The 15,814-nt window shown below is 63.4% G+C and carries 16 protein-coding genes; 2 read left to right on the top strand and 14 right to left on the bottom strand.

Features of this window, described 5'->3' with window-relative positions; translation table 11 throughout:
* Window positions 1-7: 7 nt before the first annotated feature.
* The 4 genes from J2X01_RS16955 to J2X01_RS16970 form a co-directional block, all read right to left on the bottom strand.
* A complete protein-coding gene (locus tag J2X01_RS16955; protein WP_310060037.1) occupies window positions 8-1,228 on the bottom strand; it encodes a cytochrome P450 in 1,221 nt (406 codons plus the stop codon).
* 55 nt (window positions 1,229-1,283) lie between these two features.
* Window positions 1,284-2,075, bottom strand: coding sequence for an alpha/beta fold hydrolase (locus J2X01_RS16960; protein ID WP_310060042.1), 792 nt, complete (start codon window positions 2,073-2,075; stop codon window positions 1,284-1,286).
* Between the two features lie 108 nt (window positions 2,076-2,183).
* Window positions 2,184-2,897 (bottom strand): alpha/beta fold hydrolase, encoded by a 714-nt coding sequence (locus J2X01_RS16965; RefSeq protein WP_310060045.1) that lies wholly within the window; start codon window positions 2,895-2,897, stop codon window positions 2,184-2,186.
* Window positions 2,898-2,931: 34 nt separating this feature from the next.
* Window positions 2,932-3,633 carry a FadR/GntR family transcriptional regulator gene (locus tag J2X01_RS16970; RefSeq protein ID WP_310060048.1) on the bottom strand — a complete coding sequence of 234 codons (702 nt, stop codon included), beginning with the start codon at window positions 3,631-3,633 and terminating at the stop codon, window positions 2,932-2,934.
* Window positions 3,634-3,945: 312 nt separating this feature from the next.
* Between J2X01_RS16970 and J2X01_RS16975 the strand changes: the two genes are divergently transcribed.
* Together J2X01_RS16975 and J2X01_RS16980 are read left to right on the top strand one after the other, a co-directional pair.
* A complete protein-coding gene (locus tag J2X01_RS16975; RefSeq protein ID WP_310060051.1) occupies window positions 3,946-4,743 on the top strand; it encodes an SDR family NAD(P)-dependent oxidoreductase in 798 nt (265 codons plus the stop codon).
* The gene (locus J2X01_RS16980) at window positions 4,743-6,176 is read left to right on the top strand and encodes an aldehyde dehydrogenase family protein (RefSeq protein ID WP_310060053.1); all 1,434 of its coding nucleotides are present in this window, start codon (window positions 4,743-4,745) and stop codon (window positions 6,174-6,176) included. Before J2X01_RS16975 ends, J2X01_RS16980 begins: the two co-directional genes overlap by 1 nt.
* Before the next feature lie 133 nt (window positions 6,177-6,309).
* Here J2X01_RS16980 and J2X01_RS16985 read toward each other — a convergent pair whose 3' ends face one another.
* From J2X01_RS16985 to J2X01_RS17030, 10 genes are all read right to left on the bottom strand, one after another.
* Window positions 6,310-6,948 carry an SDR family NAD(P)-dependent oxidoreductase gene (locus tag J2X01_RS16985; protein WP_310060056.1) on the bottom strand — a complete coding sequence of 213 codons (639 nt, stop codon included), beginning with the start codon at window positions 6,946-6,948 and terminating at the stop codon, window positions 6,310-6,312.
* Window positions 6,863-7,060, bottom strand: a complete 198-nt coding sequence (locus tag J2X01_RS16990) for an SDR family NAD(P)-dependent oxidoreductase (RefSeq protein ID WP_310060060.1) — start codon at window positions 7,058-7,060, stop codon at window positions 6,863-6,865. The genes J2X01_RS16985 and J2X01_RS16990 overlap by 86 nt, the downstream gene beginning before the upstream one ends.
* Before the next feature lie 3 nt (window positions 7,061-7,063).
* A complete protein-coding gene (locus tag J2X01_RS16995) occupies window positions 7,064-7,537 on the bottom strand; it encodes a histidinol dehydrogenase (RefSeq protein WP_310060065.1) in 474 nt (157 codons plus the stop codon).
* An 83-nt stretch (window positions 7,538-7,620) separates the two neighbouring features.
* Window positions 7,621-9,144: a carotenoid oxygenase family protein gene (locus tag J2X01_RS17000; RefSeq protein WP_310060068.1), complete on the bottom strand. Its 1,524-nt coding sequence runs from the start codon at window positions 9,142-9,144 to the stop codon at window positions 7,621-7,623.
* A gap of 265 nt (window positions 9,145-9,409) precedes the next feature.
* On the bottom strand, window positions 9,410-10,117 hold the full coding sequence (locus J2X01_RS17005; RefSeq protein ID WP_310060071.1) for a VOC family protein: 708 nt from the start codon (window positions 10,115-10,117) through the stop codon (window positions 9,410-9,412).
* 123 nt (window positions 10,118-10,240) lie between these two features.
* Window positions 10,241-11,104, bottom strand: coding sequence for a crotonase/enoyl-CoA hydratase family protein (locus J2X01_RS17010; RefSeq protein WP_310060074.1), 864 nt, complete (start codon window positions 11,102-11,104; stop codon window positions 10,241-10,243).
* A 97-nt stretch (window positions 11,105-11,201) separates the two neighbouring features.
* On the bottom strand, window positions 11,202-12,767 hold the full coding sequence (locus J2X01_RS17015) for an ABC transporter substrate-binding protein (protein ID WP_310060077.1): 1,566 nt from the start codon (window positions 12,765-12,767) through the stop codon (window positions 11,202-11,204).
* A 43-nt stretch (window positions 12,768-12,810) separates the two neighbouring features.
* Window positions 12,811-13,788: an ABC transporter ATP-binding protein gene (locus J2X01_RS17020; protein WP_310060080.1), complete on the bottom strand. Its 978-nt coding sequence runs from the start codon at window positions 13,786-13,788 to the stop codon at window positions 12,811-12,813.
* Complete coding sequence (locus J2X01_RS17025) at window positions 13,785-14,855, bottom strand: ABC transporter ATP-binding protein (RefSeq protein WP_310060082.1); 1,071 nt, start codon at window positions 14,853-14,855, stop codon at window positions 13,785-13,787. The genes J2X01_RS17020 and J2X01_RS17025 overlap by 4 nt, the downstream gene beginning before the upstream one ends.
* Window positions 14,852-15,763 (bottom strand): ABC transporter permease, encoded by a 912-nt coding sequence (locus J2X01_RS17030; RefSeq protein WP_310060085.1) that lies wholly within the window; start codon window positions 15,761-15,763, stop codon window positions 14,852-14,854. Before J2X01_RS17030 ends, J2X01_RS17025 begins: the two co-directional genes overlap by 4 nt.
* Between the last annotated feature and the right edge of the window lie 51 nt (window positions 15,764-15,814).

Raw genomic sequence — 15,814 nt, forward strand, 5'->3', positions numbered from 1 at the left:
GCTGGTGTCACCAGGTGACTGGCAGCGAGTGCACGCCGTAGACGGTTATGTCCGTCTTGAAGCGGACGTCGGAGACGGGAACGGCGATGCGCAGGTCCGGCATCCGGGTGAAGAGCGTTTTGAAGGCCACCTGCATCTCCATCCGGGCGAGGCCCTGGCCCATGCACTGGTGGATGCCAAAGCCAAAGGCGACGTGGTTGCGGTGCGGATTCTCGAAATCAAGCTCATCCGGGGCGGGGAAGACCGTTTCATCGCGGTTGGCCGAGTTCAGCGCACAGAGTACGCCCTCCCCCTTCCTGATCAGGTGCCCGTCAATCTCCACGTCTTCCAACGCCAGGCGGATCATGCCACGGTGCATGATTGTCAGGTACCGCAGCAGTTCCTCCACGGCGCCTGCCGCCGTCTTATCATCACCGCGGCGAAGCTGTTCGCGGTACTGCGGGTGTTCCATCAGGAACGCGCAGCCCAGGGCGATCATGCTGGAGGTCGTCTCGTGCCCTGCGATCAGCAAGGTGCGAACCTGCGTCACCACTTCCTCCACCGTGAGCTGGCCGGTGTTCAGGTACTCGGTAACGTACTTGCTGATCAGGTCTTCCTGCGGCGCGTCCACCTTTTTCAGGATCAGCTCGCGCAGGTACGCCTCGAGGCCCAGGCGGCCCGCCGCGACGCCCTCGGCGCCGTTGGTCAGCGTGAAGATCTTGTTGGTCAGTTCGTGGAAATGCGTGTGGTCCTCAGGGGGAACACCGAGGATGCCGGAAATGACGGTGGAGGGGATGACGAGGGCGAAATCTGTCACCAGGTCCACCGGGCCGCCCTTGTCCAGCATGTTATCGATGAGCCCGTCCACGAGCTGCTGGACGCTGGACCGCAGCGCCTCCACCTTCTTGGCGGTAAAGGCATAGGTGGCACGCCGACGGATCTCGCTGTGCAGCGGCTCATCCACCGTGACCATCGCCGGTGAGGACTTGACCAGTTCCTTCTGGGACTGATTGATGAACGGAAACCCTTCCTTGGTACGGTCCGAACTGAAGCGGGGGTCGGAGAGGATTTCGCGGGTTTCCTTGTAAGTCGACACCAACCACACCTCGCGGCCGTCCATCACGGTGACCTTGAACCAGTCCTTGGATTTCCGCAGCTGTTTGTACTCGGGGGGTGGACTGAAGGGGCATTCCCTGGCCATGGGAATGCCAGGCAGTGGGTTTTGCAGAGTCTCAAACTCGACGGTCATGGAACTACTCCTAAGCTGTTGCTGCGTGCGCCGGGGGCCGCCCCGGCACACCGGGTTATGAAGAAAAGCGCCGGTTCAAAAAGTCGATGAGGTGTGCGTGGTAGGCGTCGACCTGCTCCGCGAACGCATAGTGGCCGGCGTCACGGATCATGTGGTATTCGGAATCCGGGATGATCGCGGCGAGCTTTTCCATCCCCGCCGGCGGACATGCGGTGTCGAATTCCCCCGACAGCAGCAGCGTGGGAACATTGATCGCCTTCGTCGCCGGCGTGTTGTTATATTCGGTCAGGGCCTTCATCGAGGCCATGAAGGCATCCGTCTTCATCTCGGAGATCACCTTGTAGACCAGGTCCACCAGGTGACCCTTGGCATCCGGCGCCATCATCGTCTTCAGCAGGCTGGGCGCGTATTCCTGGACCGTCATCCCCTGCTCGGTGATGGGGGCAATGCGTTCCTTGAGGAAGCGTGCCTGATCCTGCGGGGTGCGGTTCTGGAATCCGATGGACGCGCCGGAAAGGATTATCCCGTGCACGCGTCCGTTGGACTTCATGGCGGCGTTGGGAGCGATCAGCGCACCCATGGAATGGCCGAGGAGAATGTTCGTGCCCGTCCCCTCGGCCTCGATCAGCGCCCGGGCGGCGTTGCCCGCGTAATCGATCGAAAAATCGGCCGGTGTCTCGTCCTGTCCATACCCGGGGCAGTTCCACACCACTACCCGGTACCCGGCCTCCGCGAGGTAGGCCGCGGTATTGGCGAAATACCGTCCGTCCCCGTATGCGCCATGCAGCATGAAAATCGTCGTGTCCCCGGCGCCGCTCACACGGTATTCGGGCAAAGTTTCAGTCATTGGAAACGTCTCTCTTGGTCGGTGCCGCTGCCAGCGGCGTTTAGGGTGGCTCGGAGGTGAAAGTCGGGTGCCGGCGACTCCGAGGGGAGACCGGCGGCCCCAGGCGTGCTAATTGCAGGAGCCGGCGAACCCGGTGGAATGAAGCCAGCTGTCAAGTTCCTCGCCAAGGCGCTGCGGATTTTCCGCCGGCAGCATATGACCGGTTTTCTCTATGACCGCCACGCCCGCATTGACGTTCTTCGCGAGGCCCATCTGGTACTCGGTGCTGATCACCAGGTCCTCCCCCGGAGCGATGATGAGCTTCGGGATGGCTGCTGCCCGCAGGGTGTCCTCACGGTCCGGGCGGTTTGCCATCGCTATCTGGTGGGCCACATACCGCGGGGTCCCGTAGGCCCGCACATCCACCGCGCGCTGCGCCAGGACAGCTGGATCCTGCGCATAATCCGGGTGGAAGACCCGGTCCGCGCGGCCCAGCACAAATTTCTCGTGCCCGTCCCGGCGGGCCGCCTCAGCCCGGTCAAATTTTGCCTGCCGGAGCCCGGGCGCGTCGGCCCCGGCGCGGCTGGCCACCAGTGCCAGGCCCTGGACGCGGTCCGGATACAGCTCCAGCAGGGCCAGCCCTACCATCCCGCCAAATGAGTGCCCCACCAGGACAAACTCCTGCGGCAGCACACCGGCCAACTCCCGGGCGATGTCCTCCACGCTCTCGCGCGGGGGTATGTCGAGCAGCACGGCGTTGATCGGCATCGTGATGGCCTGCACGACTGGTTCCCACAGGGTGGCAACATTATTCACCCCGGGCAGGAAAACAACGTTCAGCATCGGACTCCCCATGGCTCGGGTCGGTATGCGGACATTAGAGGGCCCGCGCTTTGTCGAGGGCCTGGACTGCTGCCAGTACGGATTCCATATGGGCCGCCATCAGCGCTTCCGCTCTGTCTCCATCGCCATCTTTGATCGCAAGGAAGATATCCCGGTGCTCCAATTCCCATTGCCCCCTGGCGGCCGGAACCACTTTAAGGAGTCCCTCGGCACGCCTCGGACCGGTGATCAGCGTCCGCATGACACCATCAAAAACCAGGTTCTGCGAAGCCTTGGCTATTTCGCGGTGAAATGAGGTGCTCTCGACGCCGGCTTCCTGGGCGTCTTCATCCCGGATGTACTTGGTGAGCGGTTCCAGGATGCGCAGGTTCTCCTCGGTGCGGCGCTCGGCCGCGAGCCGTGCAATATAAGGTTCGATACCCCGCCTGACCTCGGCGATTTTGGGGATGGACCCTTCCCTGTCGATGATGGTTTCCGCCACGCGCATGATCGCCTCGTCGGAGGCGGATTCCGTGACATAAATACCTGACCCGTGCCGGATTTCGATCAGCCCGAAACCCTCCAGGGAGGACAGCGCCTGCCGCACGGTATGGCGGGAAACGCCCATCTCCTCGGCGAGCCTGCGCTCCGGGGCAAGGGCTTGCCCCGGCTCCAGCACGCCATCCTGTATCTGGTCCAGCAGGTAGTCCCGGACCTGGTCATGCATGGGGATGCTGCCGGCAACGAACTTTTTCATGGTGAGTGCGTGCTCCGATTCTTCCTTCAGCCCGGGTGCGGGTGCCGGCCCAAGCCACTTAATTGGTTGAACCTCTTGATCCTTCGAGGTTAGACAGTGCCACAGCTCACGTCAAGGCCCATCACCGACGGCGTTCATACCGGAACTCAAGAGCGAAATTGGTTGAACCACATCCTGCTTTGTGATCTACTGCACTGGTAAGGGTCCACCGCAGGGCGCCATGTCGCCCGCACCGCCTCCGGGCTGGACCCGAGAGAACTTACGTCCCGCGATCCCCTGCGTGGGTGGTCGTATTTCGGAGAGAAGGATTCTGTGCCTAGTCGGTTGGATAACAAAGTGGTCATCATTAGCGGCGCAGCTATGGGGCAGGGCGAATCCCACGCCCGGCTCCTCAGCGAAGCCGGCGCGTCGGTCGTCCTCGGCGACATCGACACCGCGCGGGGCGGTCAGGTCGCCGAGGAGATCCGGGCGGCCGGAGGCCGTGCGCATTTCGTGAAACTCGATGTCAGCCAAGCGGCGGACTGGAAGAATATTGTTGCCGAGGCTGTCGCCACCTACGGGAAGGTGACGGGGCTGGTAAACAACGCGGGCATCACCTCCGCCGGGAGCGTGCTCGATTGCGAGGAAGACGTGTGGCACCGGGTTATCGGCGTGAACCAGACCGGTGTCTATTACGGCATGAAGACGGTGGCCCCGGCGATCATCGATGCCGGAGGCGGCGCGATCGTCAACACCTCATCGACCTTGGGCTACTACGCGTCCCCGGCCGCGTACGCCTACCAGGCCACTAAGGGCGCCGTGCGCACCATGACCAAGAGCGCGGCCCTTTCGTTGGGAGTGCAGGGAATCCGTGTCAATGCGGTCTTCCCGGGACTGGTGGACACCCCGTTCATCGACCATCACCGGAGCAACTCCGCGCTGGATAACTCCATCTCCCGCACTCCGCTGGGCAGGATTGCGCAGCCCGGCGAAATCTCCCAGGCCGTCCTGTTCCTCCTCAGCGATGACGCCTCGTATGTCAACGGTGCAGAAATCGTGGTCGACGGGGGCATGACCGCCGGCTCCCTGGGTAGCCTCACCCCCGCCCCCGTCGGTGCAAAGGAAGCATAATGACCATCACCTCCGTTGCTCCGGCAACCTCGACCATCTACCGACCGTCCACCGGCCAGGCCTACGACTCCGTCCCCGTTACCTCGCTGGAGGAGCTGGACGCAGTCTTCGCCATGGCCCGCTCCGGGTTCAAGGCGTGGCAGAAAATCTCCGGCACGGAGAAGGGCAAGCTCCTGTTCCGGCTCGCGGACCGGCTGGAGCAGCTGGTCGAGGAATTCGCCCAGATCGAAGCACGAAACACCGGCAAGGCGATCCGTGAAACCCGCTCCGAGGCCGGACGCATGCCGGCAACCGTGCGCTACTGGGCGGGCTGGGCCGACAAGCTCATCGGCACCTCCATCCCTGTCGGCCCGGATTACCACACCTATACGGTGCGCGAACCCTACGGCGTGGTCGCCGGCATCGTCCCCTGGAACGTGCCCTATGCCTTTGCGGCCCGCAGGATCGCCCCCGTCATCTCCATGGGCAACGTCGTCGTCCTCAAGCCCGCGGAGGAAACACCGCTGACCGCGCTACAGCTCGCCGAGGTCTGCCGCGAGGTCGGCATCCCCGAAGGCGTCGTCCAGGTGGTCACCGGCGCCGGGGATGTGGGCGCGGCCATGGTCCGCCACCCGGAAACGGATCTGGTGCTCTTCACGGGATTCCACGAAACCGGGAAGATCATCGCCCGCTCCGCCGCGGACAACCTGACCCCGACCATTCAGGAACTCGGCGGCAAGTCACCGAACATCGTCTTCGAGGACGCCAACATCGACGAAGCCCTGGATGCGGCGATGATCAGCGTCTTCAGCTCCACCGGGCAGATGTGTTTCGCCGGTTCCCGGCTGCTCGTCCAGGAATCCATCCACGACGAGTTCGTTGCCCGGCTGGCGGAACGGGTCAAGGCCCTGAAGGTAGGGGATCCGGAGGAAGAGGACACCCAGGTCGGCCCGCACGTCACGAGCCGCCAGCGGGACAAGACGCTGCAGATGATCCAGTCCGGCATCGATGAGGGCGCCACCATTGCCGCCCAGTCCACGCTGCCCGGTGGTGACCTCGCAGAGGGTTTCTTCGCCCCGCCGACGATCTTCACCGACGTCACCCAGGACATGAAAATTGTCCAGGAGGAGATCTTCGGTCCTGTCATGACGGTCTTCAAGTTCAAGGACGACGCCGAGGCCCTGGAGATCGCCAACAACACCAAGTTCGGCCTGGCGGCCGGTGTCTGGACGTCGGACCTGTCCCGCGCGCACCGGATGGCCCAGGGCATTCATGCGGGGCGTATCTGGGTCAACACCTACCGCGTCATCAATGACATGGTGCCCGGCGGCGGCTACGGCCACTCCGGCTACGGCGCTGAAGGAGGCACGGAGACGCTCAATTCCCTGACCCGTTCCAAGAGCGTCCAGATTGCCCTGAATCCGGGCCTCATCCCGGGGCAGCCCCGGATCTAGCGCGCTCTGGTTGAGGCCCGGCGAGGGTGTTGGGATGCTCCCCCGCGCAGCCGGGCCTCAACCAAGTTCCACGCGGAGCCACGATTGTCCGCCAGCTGCCCATGCACGCCCGCGGCGACCGTGCCGCGCCGGTTCAGCGAATCGTGTAGCCGCCGTCGATGGCTATGGTGTGGCCTGTAACGAGGGACGCGGCGTCGCTGAGCAGAAATGCGACTGCGCCGACGATCTCCTCCGGCTCACCGAATCTACCAAGCGGGATCCGGTCCAGGAGTTCGGCCGCCCAGTCCGGCCGACTCAGGGTGGACTCGGTCAGTTCCGTGCGTACGAAGGTCGGCGCGACGGCGTTGACGCGGATCCGGTGCGGTGCCCATTCCAACGCCAGGATCTTGGTGAGGTGGATGAGTCCGGCCTTGCTGGTGCCATAGGCGGAGCGTTCTTCGATTGCGACGATCCCCGCCTGGGAGGCAACGTTGACGATGCTCCCGGCCCTCTCCATGTCCAGCCATGTCCTGGCCAGGGCGGTGGAAAGGAAGAAACTGCCCCTGAGATTGGTGTCGAACACTGTGTCCCAATCCGCCGCGGTCACCTCGATCGCGGGTTTGGGAATATTGACGCCGGCATTGTTGACCAGCAGGTCGATCCCGCCGCTGAGCCCGGTCAGTTCGGCCACGAACTCCTTGATGGAGTCAGGATCCGTCATTTCGACGGCCAGCGCAGGAGTGCCGTAGCGCTCCGCGATCCGCCGTGACGTCGGCGTCGCGGCTCGTGCCATAGACGGTGGCCCCCTGCCCGGCAAGGCCGTCGGCGATGGCCTTGCCCAGCCCGCGCCCGGCACCGGTCACCAGCACGCGGCGTCCGTCGAGGCGAAAATCGACCCCGGGCACTGCTCAGTTCCCGCAGTTGTGGGCAAGCCAGAGCGCGCCGGCGCCCCGGTACTTGGCAGCGCGAACGTCTCCGGAACGCGCGCGCCCCCCGAAGCGCTCCACCCGGGCGGCGCCGCGGAGTACACCGGGAAAGGCGCCGGACTCCTTGCTCGTGACTGCCCGGCAGGTGACGGTCCGCCGGTATTCGCCCACCCGCAGGCCCCGCGTATAGCGGGCCGCGCCGCGGGTCGGCAGGACGTGGCTGGCGCCGATGGCTTTGTCCCCGTAGGAGATGCACGTTCCTACGCGGCGGAACAGGGAGCCGTCATGGCGCCTCCCGATGAGCACCTCTGCGGGACCGGCCAGCAGAGGTGCCCGCTGGGATTCGATATCCACGGCCCTGGCGGCGATGGCCTGGATGGACGGGGTGCACGCTGCCATCCGCTCCACCCCGGCCTGTTTCGGGATGGACGGGCTATCGGCTGCTGCGGCGCTCATGAAGTAGTGCCTTCCATCAGTGGTCAGGGGTCGCGGACATGGCCGGCGCGGGCAACCCGGGGGCCGCCCGCGCCGGGACCGTGTCAGTTGACGCCGATCTCCCAGGGCGCCCCGGTCAGGACGCGGTTTTCGCCGTCGATCCGGTCACCTTCCACCCAGCAGGCGTGCGTGCCGGCGGAGATGCGTTCAGGCAGGATGATGGTGCACACCGGACCGGCCGCCAGGTCCGCGGCCTCGAAGATGAGGCATTCGGATCGGTCCTGGACCATGTCATTGACCAAGGTGATGACGTAGGCGTCGTCCTCGCCGGTGAAGCCGTCCTTCATGGCCACGCAGACCTCGCTGCCGTAGCGGCCGGGCCCGTATTCGTAGCGGACCGCCTCGTTCGTCAGCAGGTCGTAGCGCTTGATCCCGTCCATCACCCAGTCGCGGGTCTTGAAGATCGAGTTGTAGCTGTAGCGGTAGCTGCGCCCGATGTAGTCGTTGCTGACGATCGGGAACTCGGTCACCTCATCGTCCAGGACGAATTCCTTGACCTCGCCGGTGACCATGTTGAACATCCACCGGTACATGTGGGTATTGGTGGACTGCTTGTCCAGGCCGCGGGCGATCTTCTCGTAGACATTGGCCGTCTGGCCCACCGGGGCCTTGACGGGGTTGTCCCAGATGCAGCCGTCCTGGACGACCCAGTCGCCGTCCTCGTAGCAGTTGGCCAGGTGCATGACCCAGCAGGGCTTGGACTCAAACCATTTGACGTCCTCGGACCGGCCGAAGCGCGGGATGATCCCGAAGCGCGAGGGGATGTCGTGGTGGAATTCGAGCTTGCGGGCACCGGTTTTGAGCAGTTCCGGATCGTAGAAGTACGGCAGGTCATGCAGGATGGAGTAGTTCTTCGTCATGCCCAGGTCGTGCGGCCAGCGGGCGCCGGGCAGCTCGATCGGCACGTAGTGCACGAGGTTGTCTTCCCGGTTGACCACCCCGTAGTGCATGAAGGGGGCCTTTTCCGGGTAGTTGAAGAAAATCATGTCGCCGGTCTCGTTATCGACCTTGTAGTGGGAGGCGACGCCGTCGGGGACCAGCTGGGCCCACTTCCTGTTCACGCCGAAGGTTTCCAGCGTGGTCGGGCTCAGGCACCAGGGTTCGGAGCCCTGGGACATGGAGGCGATGAGGTGGCCGGCGTGGGCGATGACGTCGGTGCCCGCATTGTCTTTCATGACGCCCATGGAACCCCAGCCGCGGCGCTGGTAGTCATTGGGCTGCAGCAGGCCGGGCCAGAGGGCTTTTTTCGCGCCCTGTTCGGCCAGAAAGCCGGTGGTCCGCACGAACTTGTTGCGGTACTCGATCTTGCCGTCGTCGAAGCGCACGGCCTGGAGCATGCCGTCCCCGTCGAAGGGGTGGTAGATACCCGTGGGCATGGTTGCGTTGTTGTGGGAGTTGCGGATGTAGATGCCGTTCAGATCATCCGGGACTTTGCCGATGATCTGCAGGTGTTCGCCGCTGACGGCGTATTCCTTGCCCTGCGGGCGCCACGGGCCCTTGAGCCAAGGGTTGTCCGTCTCGTCTTCGGCCGGGACGCTGATGAACAGCGTGTCATCTACCTCGTACATGTTTCCTCCTAAGGGAACCGCTCCGCGTCGTCCTGAAGCGGTGGATTTTCGCTACAAACCTGGCAGTAGTGCGGCTCATCCTGCTGCGGCCGCCGGAAAATTGGTTGAACCAATTTATGACTCTAGATTATCGTGTGGCGGGCATCTCGGTCAAGGGGAATTGCCGGCGACCGTGGAGCACGGATCGAAGGGTTAAAAGCAGGTCGGGGCCGGGAATACCTGTTGAGGAAATCCCTGCCCCGACCTGGTCTGTTCGGTCGACCGGTCACACGAAGACGAAGTCCACTCCGCTAAGTCGGACGGTTTCGCCCACCCGGTTGGGATCCGCCGCGCGGCAGTCCACCGCATACACGCCGCTGGCTCCGTTGACCGTGGCAAAGCGGAGCAGTGCCCTCCCCGCCTGCACCGAGGTGCCGTCGGAGCCCATGGCCCCGCCGCTGACGGCTGCCCAGCGCTCGGCCATGGCGGCAGGTTCCGCCACCGACAGGTGCACGGCAACGATGTCGTCGACCACGCTCTTGTTGCGGGCCTCATAGATATCGGGAGCGAAATGCCAGCTGTCCGCCGGACGCATCTCGTCAAACTCGGCGATCGTGCCGAAATCCCGCGGGTGCCATTGGCTCAGGACACTGCCGTGATGGTCCTTCACCACGAGGGGTTCCAGGCCCAGGCCCTTGGCCCGGGTGACCATCGCCTCCGCGTCGGGGACTTGGAGGACCACCATAAACCCCGAATCCCCCTTGCGTGCCAGAGACCGCGAGGCGGACGATTCGGGGTTGATCGGCTCGCAGACCTCGACATACGTGCGGTCGAAGCCGAAGACCTCATGCTGCATGCCGACCTTGGCCAGGGCCACCGGGTCCCGGAATCCCTCCGGCACCCCGAATTCCTTGCGCGCCCGTGCCAAAGTACCCTCAAGGTCACTTGTCAGCAGGACCAGTTGCCGAAATTCAGGCAGTGTTCCACTATCCATTTCCACATTCCTCCGTCATCAAAACCCTTCCAACTTCAAACCGCATGGCAGCTCATGCGCTGCTCGGCGGCTCCTGCCTAAGGTGCCGCCCGCCGTGCCCGGTGCCCGGTACCGGGTGCCCGCCTACTCCTTGAACGCGGGCTCCTGCCACCACGGGTACCCCGCGGGGGCATCCTCGGGCAGCTTTCCTGGGAACACGGGCGTACGCTTCTCCAGGAATGCCGAGATCCCCTCCTCCACGTCCCCGGAGCGTCCGAGGGTGAAATTGATCTTGGAGTCCACCCGGTGGGCGTCCATCGGATGATCCGAGCCGGCAAACCGCCACAACATCTGGCGGATCATCCCCACTGCCACCGGTGCCGTGTTGTCCGCGATCTCCCGTGCCAGCTCATAGGCGGCCGGCAGAAGGTCCTCCGGGGCGTGCACGCTGCGCACCAGCCCGGACTCCAGCGCCTCCTGCGCCGGAATCAACCGGCCCGTGTAGCACCACTCGGCGGCCCGGCTGAGTCCTACCTTTTTCGGCAGGAACCAGGTGGCGCAGGCCTCCGGCACAAGCCCCCGCTTGGCGAAGACGAAGCCGATCCGCGCCGTTTCCGACGCCAGCAGTATGTCCATCGGCAACAGCATCGTCGCGCCCAAGCCTGCGGCCACGCCGTTGATCGCACCGATCACCGGTTTGGTTGACTCGAAGATGCGCAGGGTGATCTGGCCACCGCCGTCGCGGAAATCCTCCATGGTGTCCGCCCACCCCCGGCCCTTCGGATCGAAGGTCTTCGCACCGCCCGAGACATCGGCCCCGGCACAGTACGCCTTCCCGCTGCCCGTGACCACGATGACCCGCACCTCCGGGTCCTGATCCGCCTGCGTGAACGCACTGATGAGTTCCTCACGCATCTGCGGGGTCACTGCGTTCATTTTCTCCGGCCGGTTCAGCTCGATCGTCAGGATCCGGTCATCCACTGTGTAGTTGATCGTTTCGTAACTCATATTGCTCCTTCAGTTTCCCGAATCAGCGCACAAGGGCCGGATGGCTTACGCGGATCCGGCCCTTGCGACACTCTGTCATGTACTGCCTGGGGGTGCCCTACTTGGTCATACCCACACCGCGGAACTCCAGTTTGCCGGTGACGTACCCCTCCAGGCCGACCACCTTCTTGGTACCGGCGGTGGCCGTCACGGACTGGAACAGGACGATGTTGCTGGCCGGCGGATGGTCCACGAGTTCTTTGGAGAGTTCCTGCAGTAGGGCCTCACGCTTCGCGGGATCGGCTTCGGCCTTTTGCTTGTTGAACAGCGCAATAGCATTTTCAGAAGCCATGTTGCTGGGGTTGTTGGATCCCCCGGGCATAAAGATGAGGGACAACGTGGATGTCGGGTCCGGGCGTCCGGTCCAGCGTACGGACAGTGCGTCGGCCTTTTTGGCCCCATACTGTGCGGAAGCAGCCGCAGCCTCGGTCTGGCGGACGGTTACACGGATGCCTACCTTTGCCAGCTGGGCAGCCATGGCTTCGTTAATGCGGGTTCCCGGCCCCGGGACGTTGTCGATGGTCATGGCAAAACCGTCCTTGAACCCGGCTTCGGCCAGCAGGGTCTTTGCCTTCTCGGGATCATAGGCGTAGTTTGCCGCGCTGCCGCTGTGCGCGAAGTAACCCTCAGGGAACGGCTGGTTGGTGACCTTGCCGTAGCCGAACAGTACGCCGTCGACGATCTCCTTACGGTCGATGGCCAGGTTGACGGCCATTCGGACCCGCTCGTCCTTCAGTGCCGGAACAAGCTCCGGATTCATCAGGATATTGCCGAATCCGAGGTCGTAGCCCTCTACAACCTGCAAGCCTGCTGCCTTGGCGCCATCAATTTCAGGTTCCCGGACAACGCCGGCATCAGCACCGCCGCTCTTAATCGAGTTCAGGATAGCGGTGGTATCCGCCATGAACGACATCTGTACTCCCGCGAGCTTCTGGGCGCTGGGATCCCAGTAGCCATCGAACTTCTTCACGGCGAATTTCACGCCGACCTGGTAGTCGCCGTTCATCTCGTACATGCCGGCACCCACCGGGTGCACGTTGAGATTCGCGCTGGCCATGCTCTTGGGGCTGATCATTGCACCGGCCCGGTCGGATAGTTTGAGTACCAGCCCAACGTCGGGGGCGGACAGGTTCAGTTCGACCGTGTTGGCGTCGACGACCGTGACGCTGGCAATGCTGGACAGATCTCCCTTGACGAACGAGGCCGGAACCGTCTGACCGTGCTCGATGTTGGCCTTCACGGCGGCCGCATTGAACGGATCACCGTCCTGGAACTTCACGTTCTTGCGGAGGTGAAGGGTCAGCTTCAGGCCGTCAGACGAATATTCCCAGGATTCCGCCAAGCCCGGAATGGCTTTTCCCGCTGTGTCGACGTGGACCAGCCGGTCGAAGACCAGGAAAAGGGGAACGTTGGCAAAGGCGGTGTTGACCACGTGCGGATCCATCGTTCCCGGAGCGTTGGGGTAGATGTAGCGCAGAACCGCGGTGGGGTCCGTGGCCACGTTGCTAGCAGGAGCCGCTGCGGCTTGGCTGGCAGGCGGCGGGGAACAGGAGCTCAGCGCCAGCGCCAGTGCCACGAAAGTCGCAGCAGCCAGGCGCCGCGGGGCGCGGATATTTGTCGACATTTTTCTCCTTGTTGCATAGTGAGGAATAGGTCTTGAGGTGCGGTTAAGTTTGGAGTGGGTGATGGCACGCCACCGACGACCCGTTGTGCTCGCGGAACTCGGGCATCTGCTCTCGGCACATGCCCGACGCGAACTCGCAGCGGCTCGCAAAGGGACAGCCTGATGGCGGGTTGACGATGTCCGGAATTTCACCGGTCAGCATTGCGGTCTTCCGCGACCGCTGACGGAGAGGATCCGCGATGGGAATCGCGGAGAGCAACGCGCGGGTATAGGGATGGGCAGGACGCTCGAATATCTGCGACACCTCCCCGACTTCGACAAGGTGACCGAAATACATGACGGCAACACGGTCGGAAATATGGCGAACCACCGCTAGATCGTGCGAGATGAAAAGGTAGGCGACGTTCAGTTTCTCGCGGAGCCCTTCAAGCAGACCGATGATCTGATTCTGGGTGGAGACGTCGAGGGCGCTCACGGCCTCGTCGCACACGACGACGGCGGGGTTCAAGGCCAGCGCCCGGGCGATCGCGATGCGCTGCCGCTGCCCGCCGGAAAACTCATAGGGATATCGCTCCAGGTGATGCGAGCTAAGCCCCACCAGTTCGAGCAGCTCTGCCACCCGGGCATCCCGTTCGTGGCCGCGAAGTCCGTCGTGCACTTCCAGCGCCTCACCCACCGAATCGGCGATGAGCATCGAAGGATCGAGAGACGAATACGGGTCCTGGAACACCATCTGAATGTCGCGCCGGGTTACCCGCAGTTCTTTGCCGCGGAGCGCAGTGATCTCCCGCCCCTTGAGCAAGACCTCGCCGGCTGCCGGCTCGATCAGCTGCATGACAGCCCGGGCAACGGTGGATTTTCCGGATCCTGACTCACCTACGAGGCCCAGGGTTTCACCGGGCTGAATAGAGAAGCTGACGCCCTTCACCGCGCGGATGGGCGCCGCCCTGCCGAAAGCCTTCTTCTTGCCGGCGAAGTTGACCTCAAGTCCAGTCACTTCGAGGACGGGTTGCTGGCTCATATGCTCGCTTTCAGGTCAAGGTCCTCTGCCCGCAGGCATCGTGACGTCCGGTCGCCGATCTGGCGCAGAGGCAACTGCCCGGTATTGCAGGCGTCAATCGCATAGGGGCAACGCGGCTGGAACCGGCACCCCGGCGGCATGTCCCACGGGGCAGGAGTCTTGCCGGGAATCGATGCGAGCTCGCTTCTGCCTTCCAAGCGGGGCACAGCGCGCAGCAAACCTTCGGTATAGGGGTGTTTCGGGGCAGCGAACGTATCGTAGATATTTGCCTGTTCGATGATTTCACCGGCATACATCACGGCCACGTCATCGCAAATGTCGGCGACGACGCCCATATTGTGCGTAATGAACATCATGGCGAGGCCGTGGTCCTCACACATGCTTCTCAGCAGCTTAAGGATCTGCGCCTGGATCGTAACGTCCAGCGCCGTTGTCGGCTCGTCGGCGATCAGTACCCGCGGCTGACAGGAGATCGCCATGGCGATCATGGCACGCTGACGCATGCCGCCGGAGAATTCGTGCGGATAGCGCCGGGCCCGGCCGGCAGCGTTGGGGATACCGACATCGTCCAAGGACTGGACCGCCCGTTTCCATGCCTCCTTCTTCGGCACTCCCTTGTGCTTACGGACAGTCTCCGCGATCTGGTCACCGATGGTGAACGCCGGGTTCAGGCTGGTCATCGGCTCCTGGAAGATCATGGCCATCCGGTTGCCCCGCATGGCCGAAAGCTCCCGCTCGTTCAGGGCCTGCATATCGGATCCGTCAATGTGGATCGAACCGCCCGCGATGCGGCTGCCCTGTTTCGGGAGCAGCCGCATCATCGCCAGGCTTGTCACGCTCTTGCCGGACCCGGATTCCCCAACAACGCCGAGGATCTTTCCGGGAGACACGTCCAGTGAGACATTGTTGATGACCCGCTGCCAGCCACGCTCGGTGGCAAATTCGACCGAAAGGTCGCGTACCGAAACGACAGGCTCGGGCGCCTTGTCCGATTCAACGGCCGGTGCGAGCAAAATGTCAACGGCCGGTGCGAGCAAAATGCTGTTTCCCTTCTTCGCTTCAGTCATGAGTTGGTCCTCGTTTCTCTCCCAAGGGAGTCGCGCAGGGCGTCTCCTGCAACATTGAAGGCAAGGACCACGACGGCGATCGTTATGCCCGGGAACACAATCAGGAACGGCGCGCGATCGACATAGGGGAATGCCCTTCCCAGCATCGCTCCCCAGCTTGCCTCCGGGTACTGGGCACCCATTCCTAGGAAGCTCAGGCTGGCCTCGTTCAGCATTGCCCGTCCAGCCATCAGCGACACGCCGACGATCAGCGGGGACCGGACGTTCGGCAGCACGTGCTGGAAGATGATCCGCGAAAGAGGGGTTCCGATGCTGCGGGAAGCCTCTATATACGTTTCTTCTTTGACTTCCAGCACACTGCCGCGGACTATCCGCAGGATGTGCGGCGCGAATATGATTCCGATTGCGACCATGGCATTTGTCAGACCGGGCCCGAGCATGCCGACGATGGCGATGGCCAGAAGCAAACCCGGCATGCTCATGACGGCGTCATTTACGAACATGATGACGCGGTCGGTCCTGCCACCGAGATATCCGGCGATCAGCCCAAGCGGCAAACCCAGCGCGACACCGATGGCTGTTGCCTGGACCGCTGCCAGTAGGGACACCCGGGTCCCGAAGAGCAGCCGGGAGAACACGTCCCGCCCGAGATCATCTGTGCCAAGCAAGTGCTCAGCACTCGGGTACTTCAGGATCGCCCCCAGGTTTTGCTCGTTCGGATCAAGCGGAGCAACCAAGGGTCCAATCGCCGCGACAATTACAACCAGCAGCAGGAAAGCCGCCGCCACGACACCGGCCTTCTGTTTGAGGAAGCGGGACCTGAAACGTGTCCAGGGTTTGGTGCGAGCCGTCGAGCCTGAGGCTTGAGGGATGTCTCCCTGCTCCAACGCCCGCCTGGTGGCAACCACCCACACATCTGTGGAGGGCTCAAGGGTGGCTTCACTGTTATGGGCCATGAT

It is taken from the genome of Arthrobacter ginsengisoli (assembly GCF_031456935.1).
In the GTDB taxonomy this organism is placed as follows: Bacteria; Actinomycetota; Actinomycetes; order Actinomycetales; family Micrococcaceae; genus Arthrobacter; species Arthrobacter ginsengisoli.

Excerpts from the sequence above, each read along its gene's own strand:
- J2X01_RS16955 (WP_310060037.1), bottom strand. The coding sequence starts at position 1,228 with ATGACCGTCGAGTTTGAGACTCTGCAAAACCCACTGCCTGGCATTCCC.
- J2X01_RS16960 (WP_310060042.1), bottom strand. The coding sequence starts at position 2,075 with ATGACTGAAACTTTGCCCGAATACCGTGTGAGCGGCGCCGGGGACACG.
- J2X01_RS16965 (WP_310060045.1), bottom strand. The coding sequence starts at position 2,897 with ATGCTGAACGTTGTTTTCCTGCCCGGGGTGAATAATGTTGCCACCCTG.
- J2X01_RS16970 (WP_310060048.1), bottom strand. The coding sequence starts at position 3,633 with ATGAAAAAGTTCGTTGCCGGCAGCATCCCCATGCATGACCAGGTCCGG.
- J2X01_RS16980 (WP_310060053.1), top strand. The coding sequence starts at position 4,743 with ATGACCATCACCTCCGTTGCTCCGGCAACCTCGACCATCTACCGACCG.
- J2X01_RS16985 (WP_310060056.1), bottom strand. The coding sequence starts at position 6,948 with ATGGCACGAGCCGCGACGCCGACGTCACGGCGGATCGCGGAGCGCTAC.
- J2X01_RS16995 (WP_310060065.1), bottom strand. The coding sequence starts at position 7,537 with ATGAGCGCCGCAGCAGCCGATAGCCCGTCCATCCCGAAACAGGCCGGG.
- J2X01_RS17000 (WP_310060068.1), bottom strand. The coding sequence starts at position 9,144 with ATGTACGAGGTAGATGACACGCTGTTCATCAGCGTCCCGGCCGAAGAC.
- J2X01_RS17005 (WP_310060071.1), bottom strand. The coding sequence starts at position 10,117 with ATGGATAGTGGAACACTGCCTGAATTTCGGCAACTGGTCCTGCTGACA.
- J2X01_RS17010 (WP_310060074.1), bottom strand. The coding sequence starts at position 11,104 with ATGAGTTACGAAACGATCAACTACACAGTGGATGACCGGATCCTGACG.
- J2X01_RS17015 (WP_310060077.1), bottom strand. The coding sequence starts at position 12,767 with ATGTCGACAAATATCCGCGCCCCGCGGCGCCTGGCTGCTGCGACTTTC.
- J2X01_RS17020 (WP_310060080.1), bottom strand. The coding sequence starts at position 13,788 with ATGAGCCAGCAACCCGTCCTCGAAGTGACTGGACTTGAGGTCAACTTC.
- J2X01_RS17025 (WP_310060082.1), bottom strand. The coding sequence starts at position 14,855 with ATGACTGAAGCGAAGAAGGGAAACAGCATTTTGCTCGCACCGGCCGTT.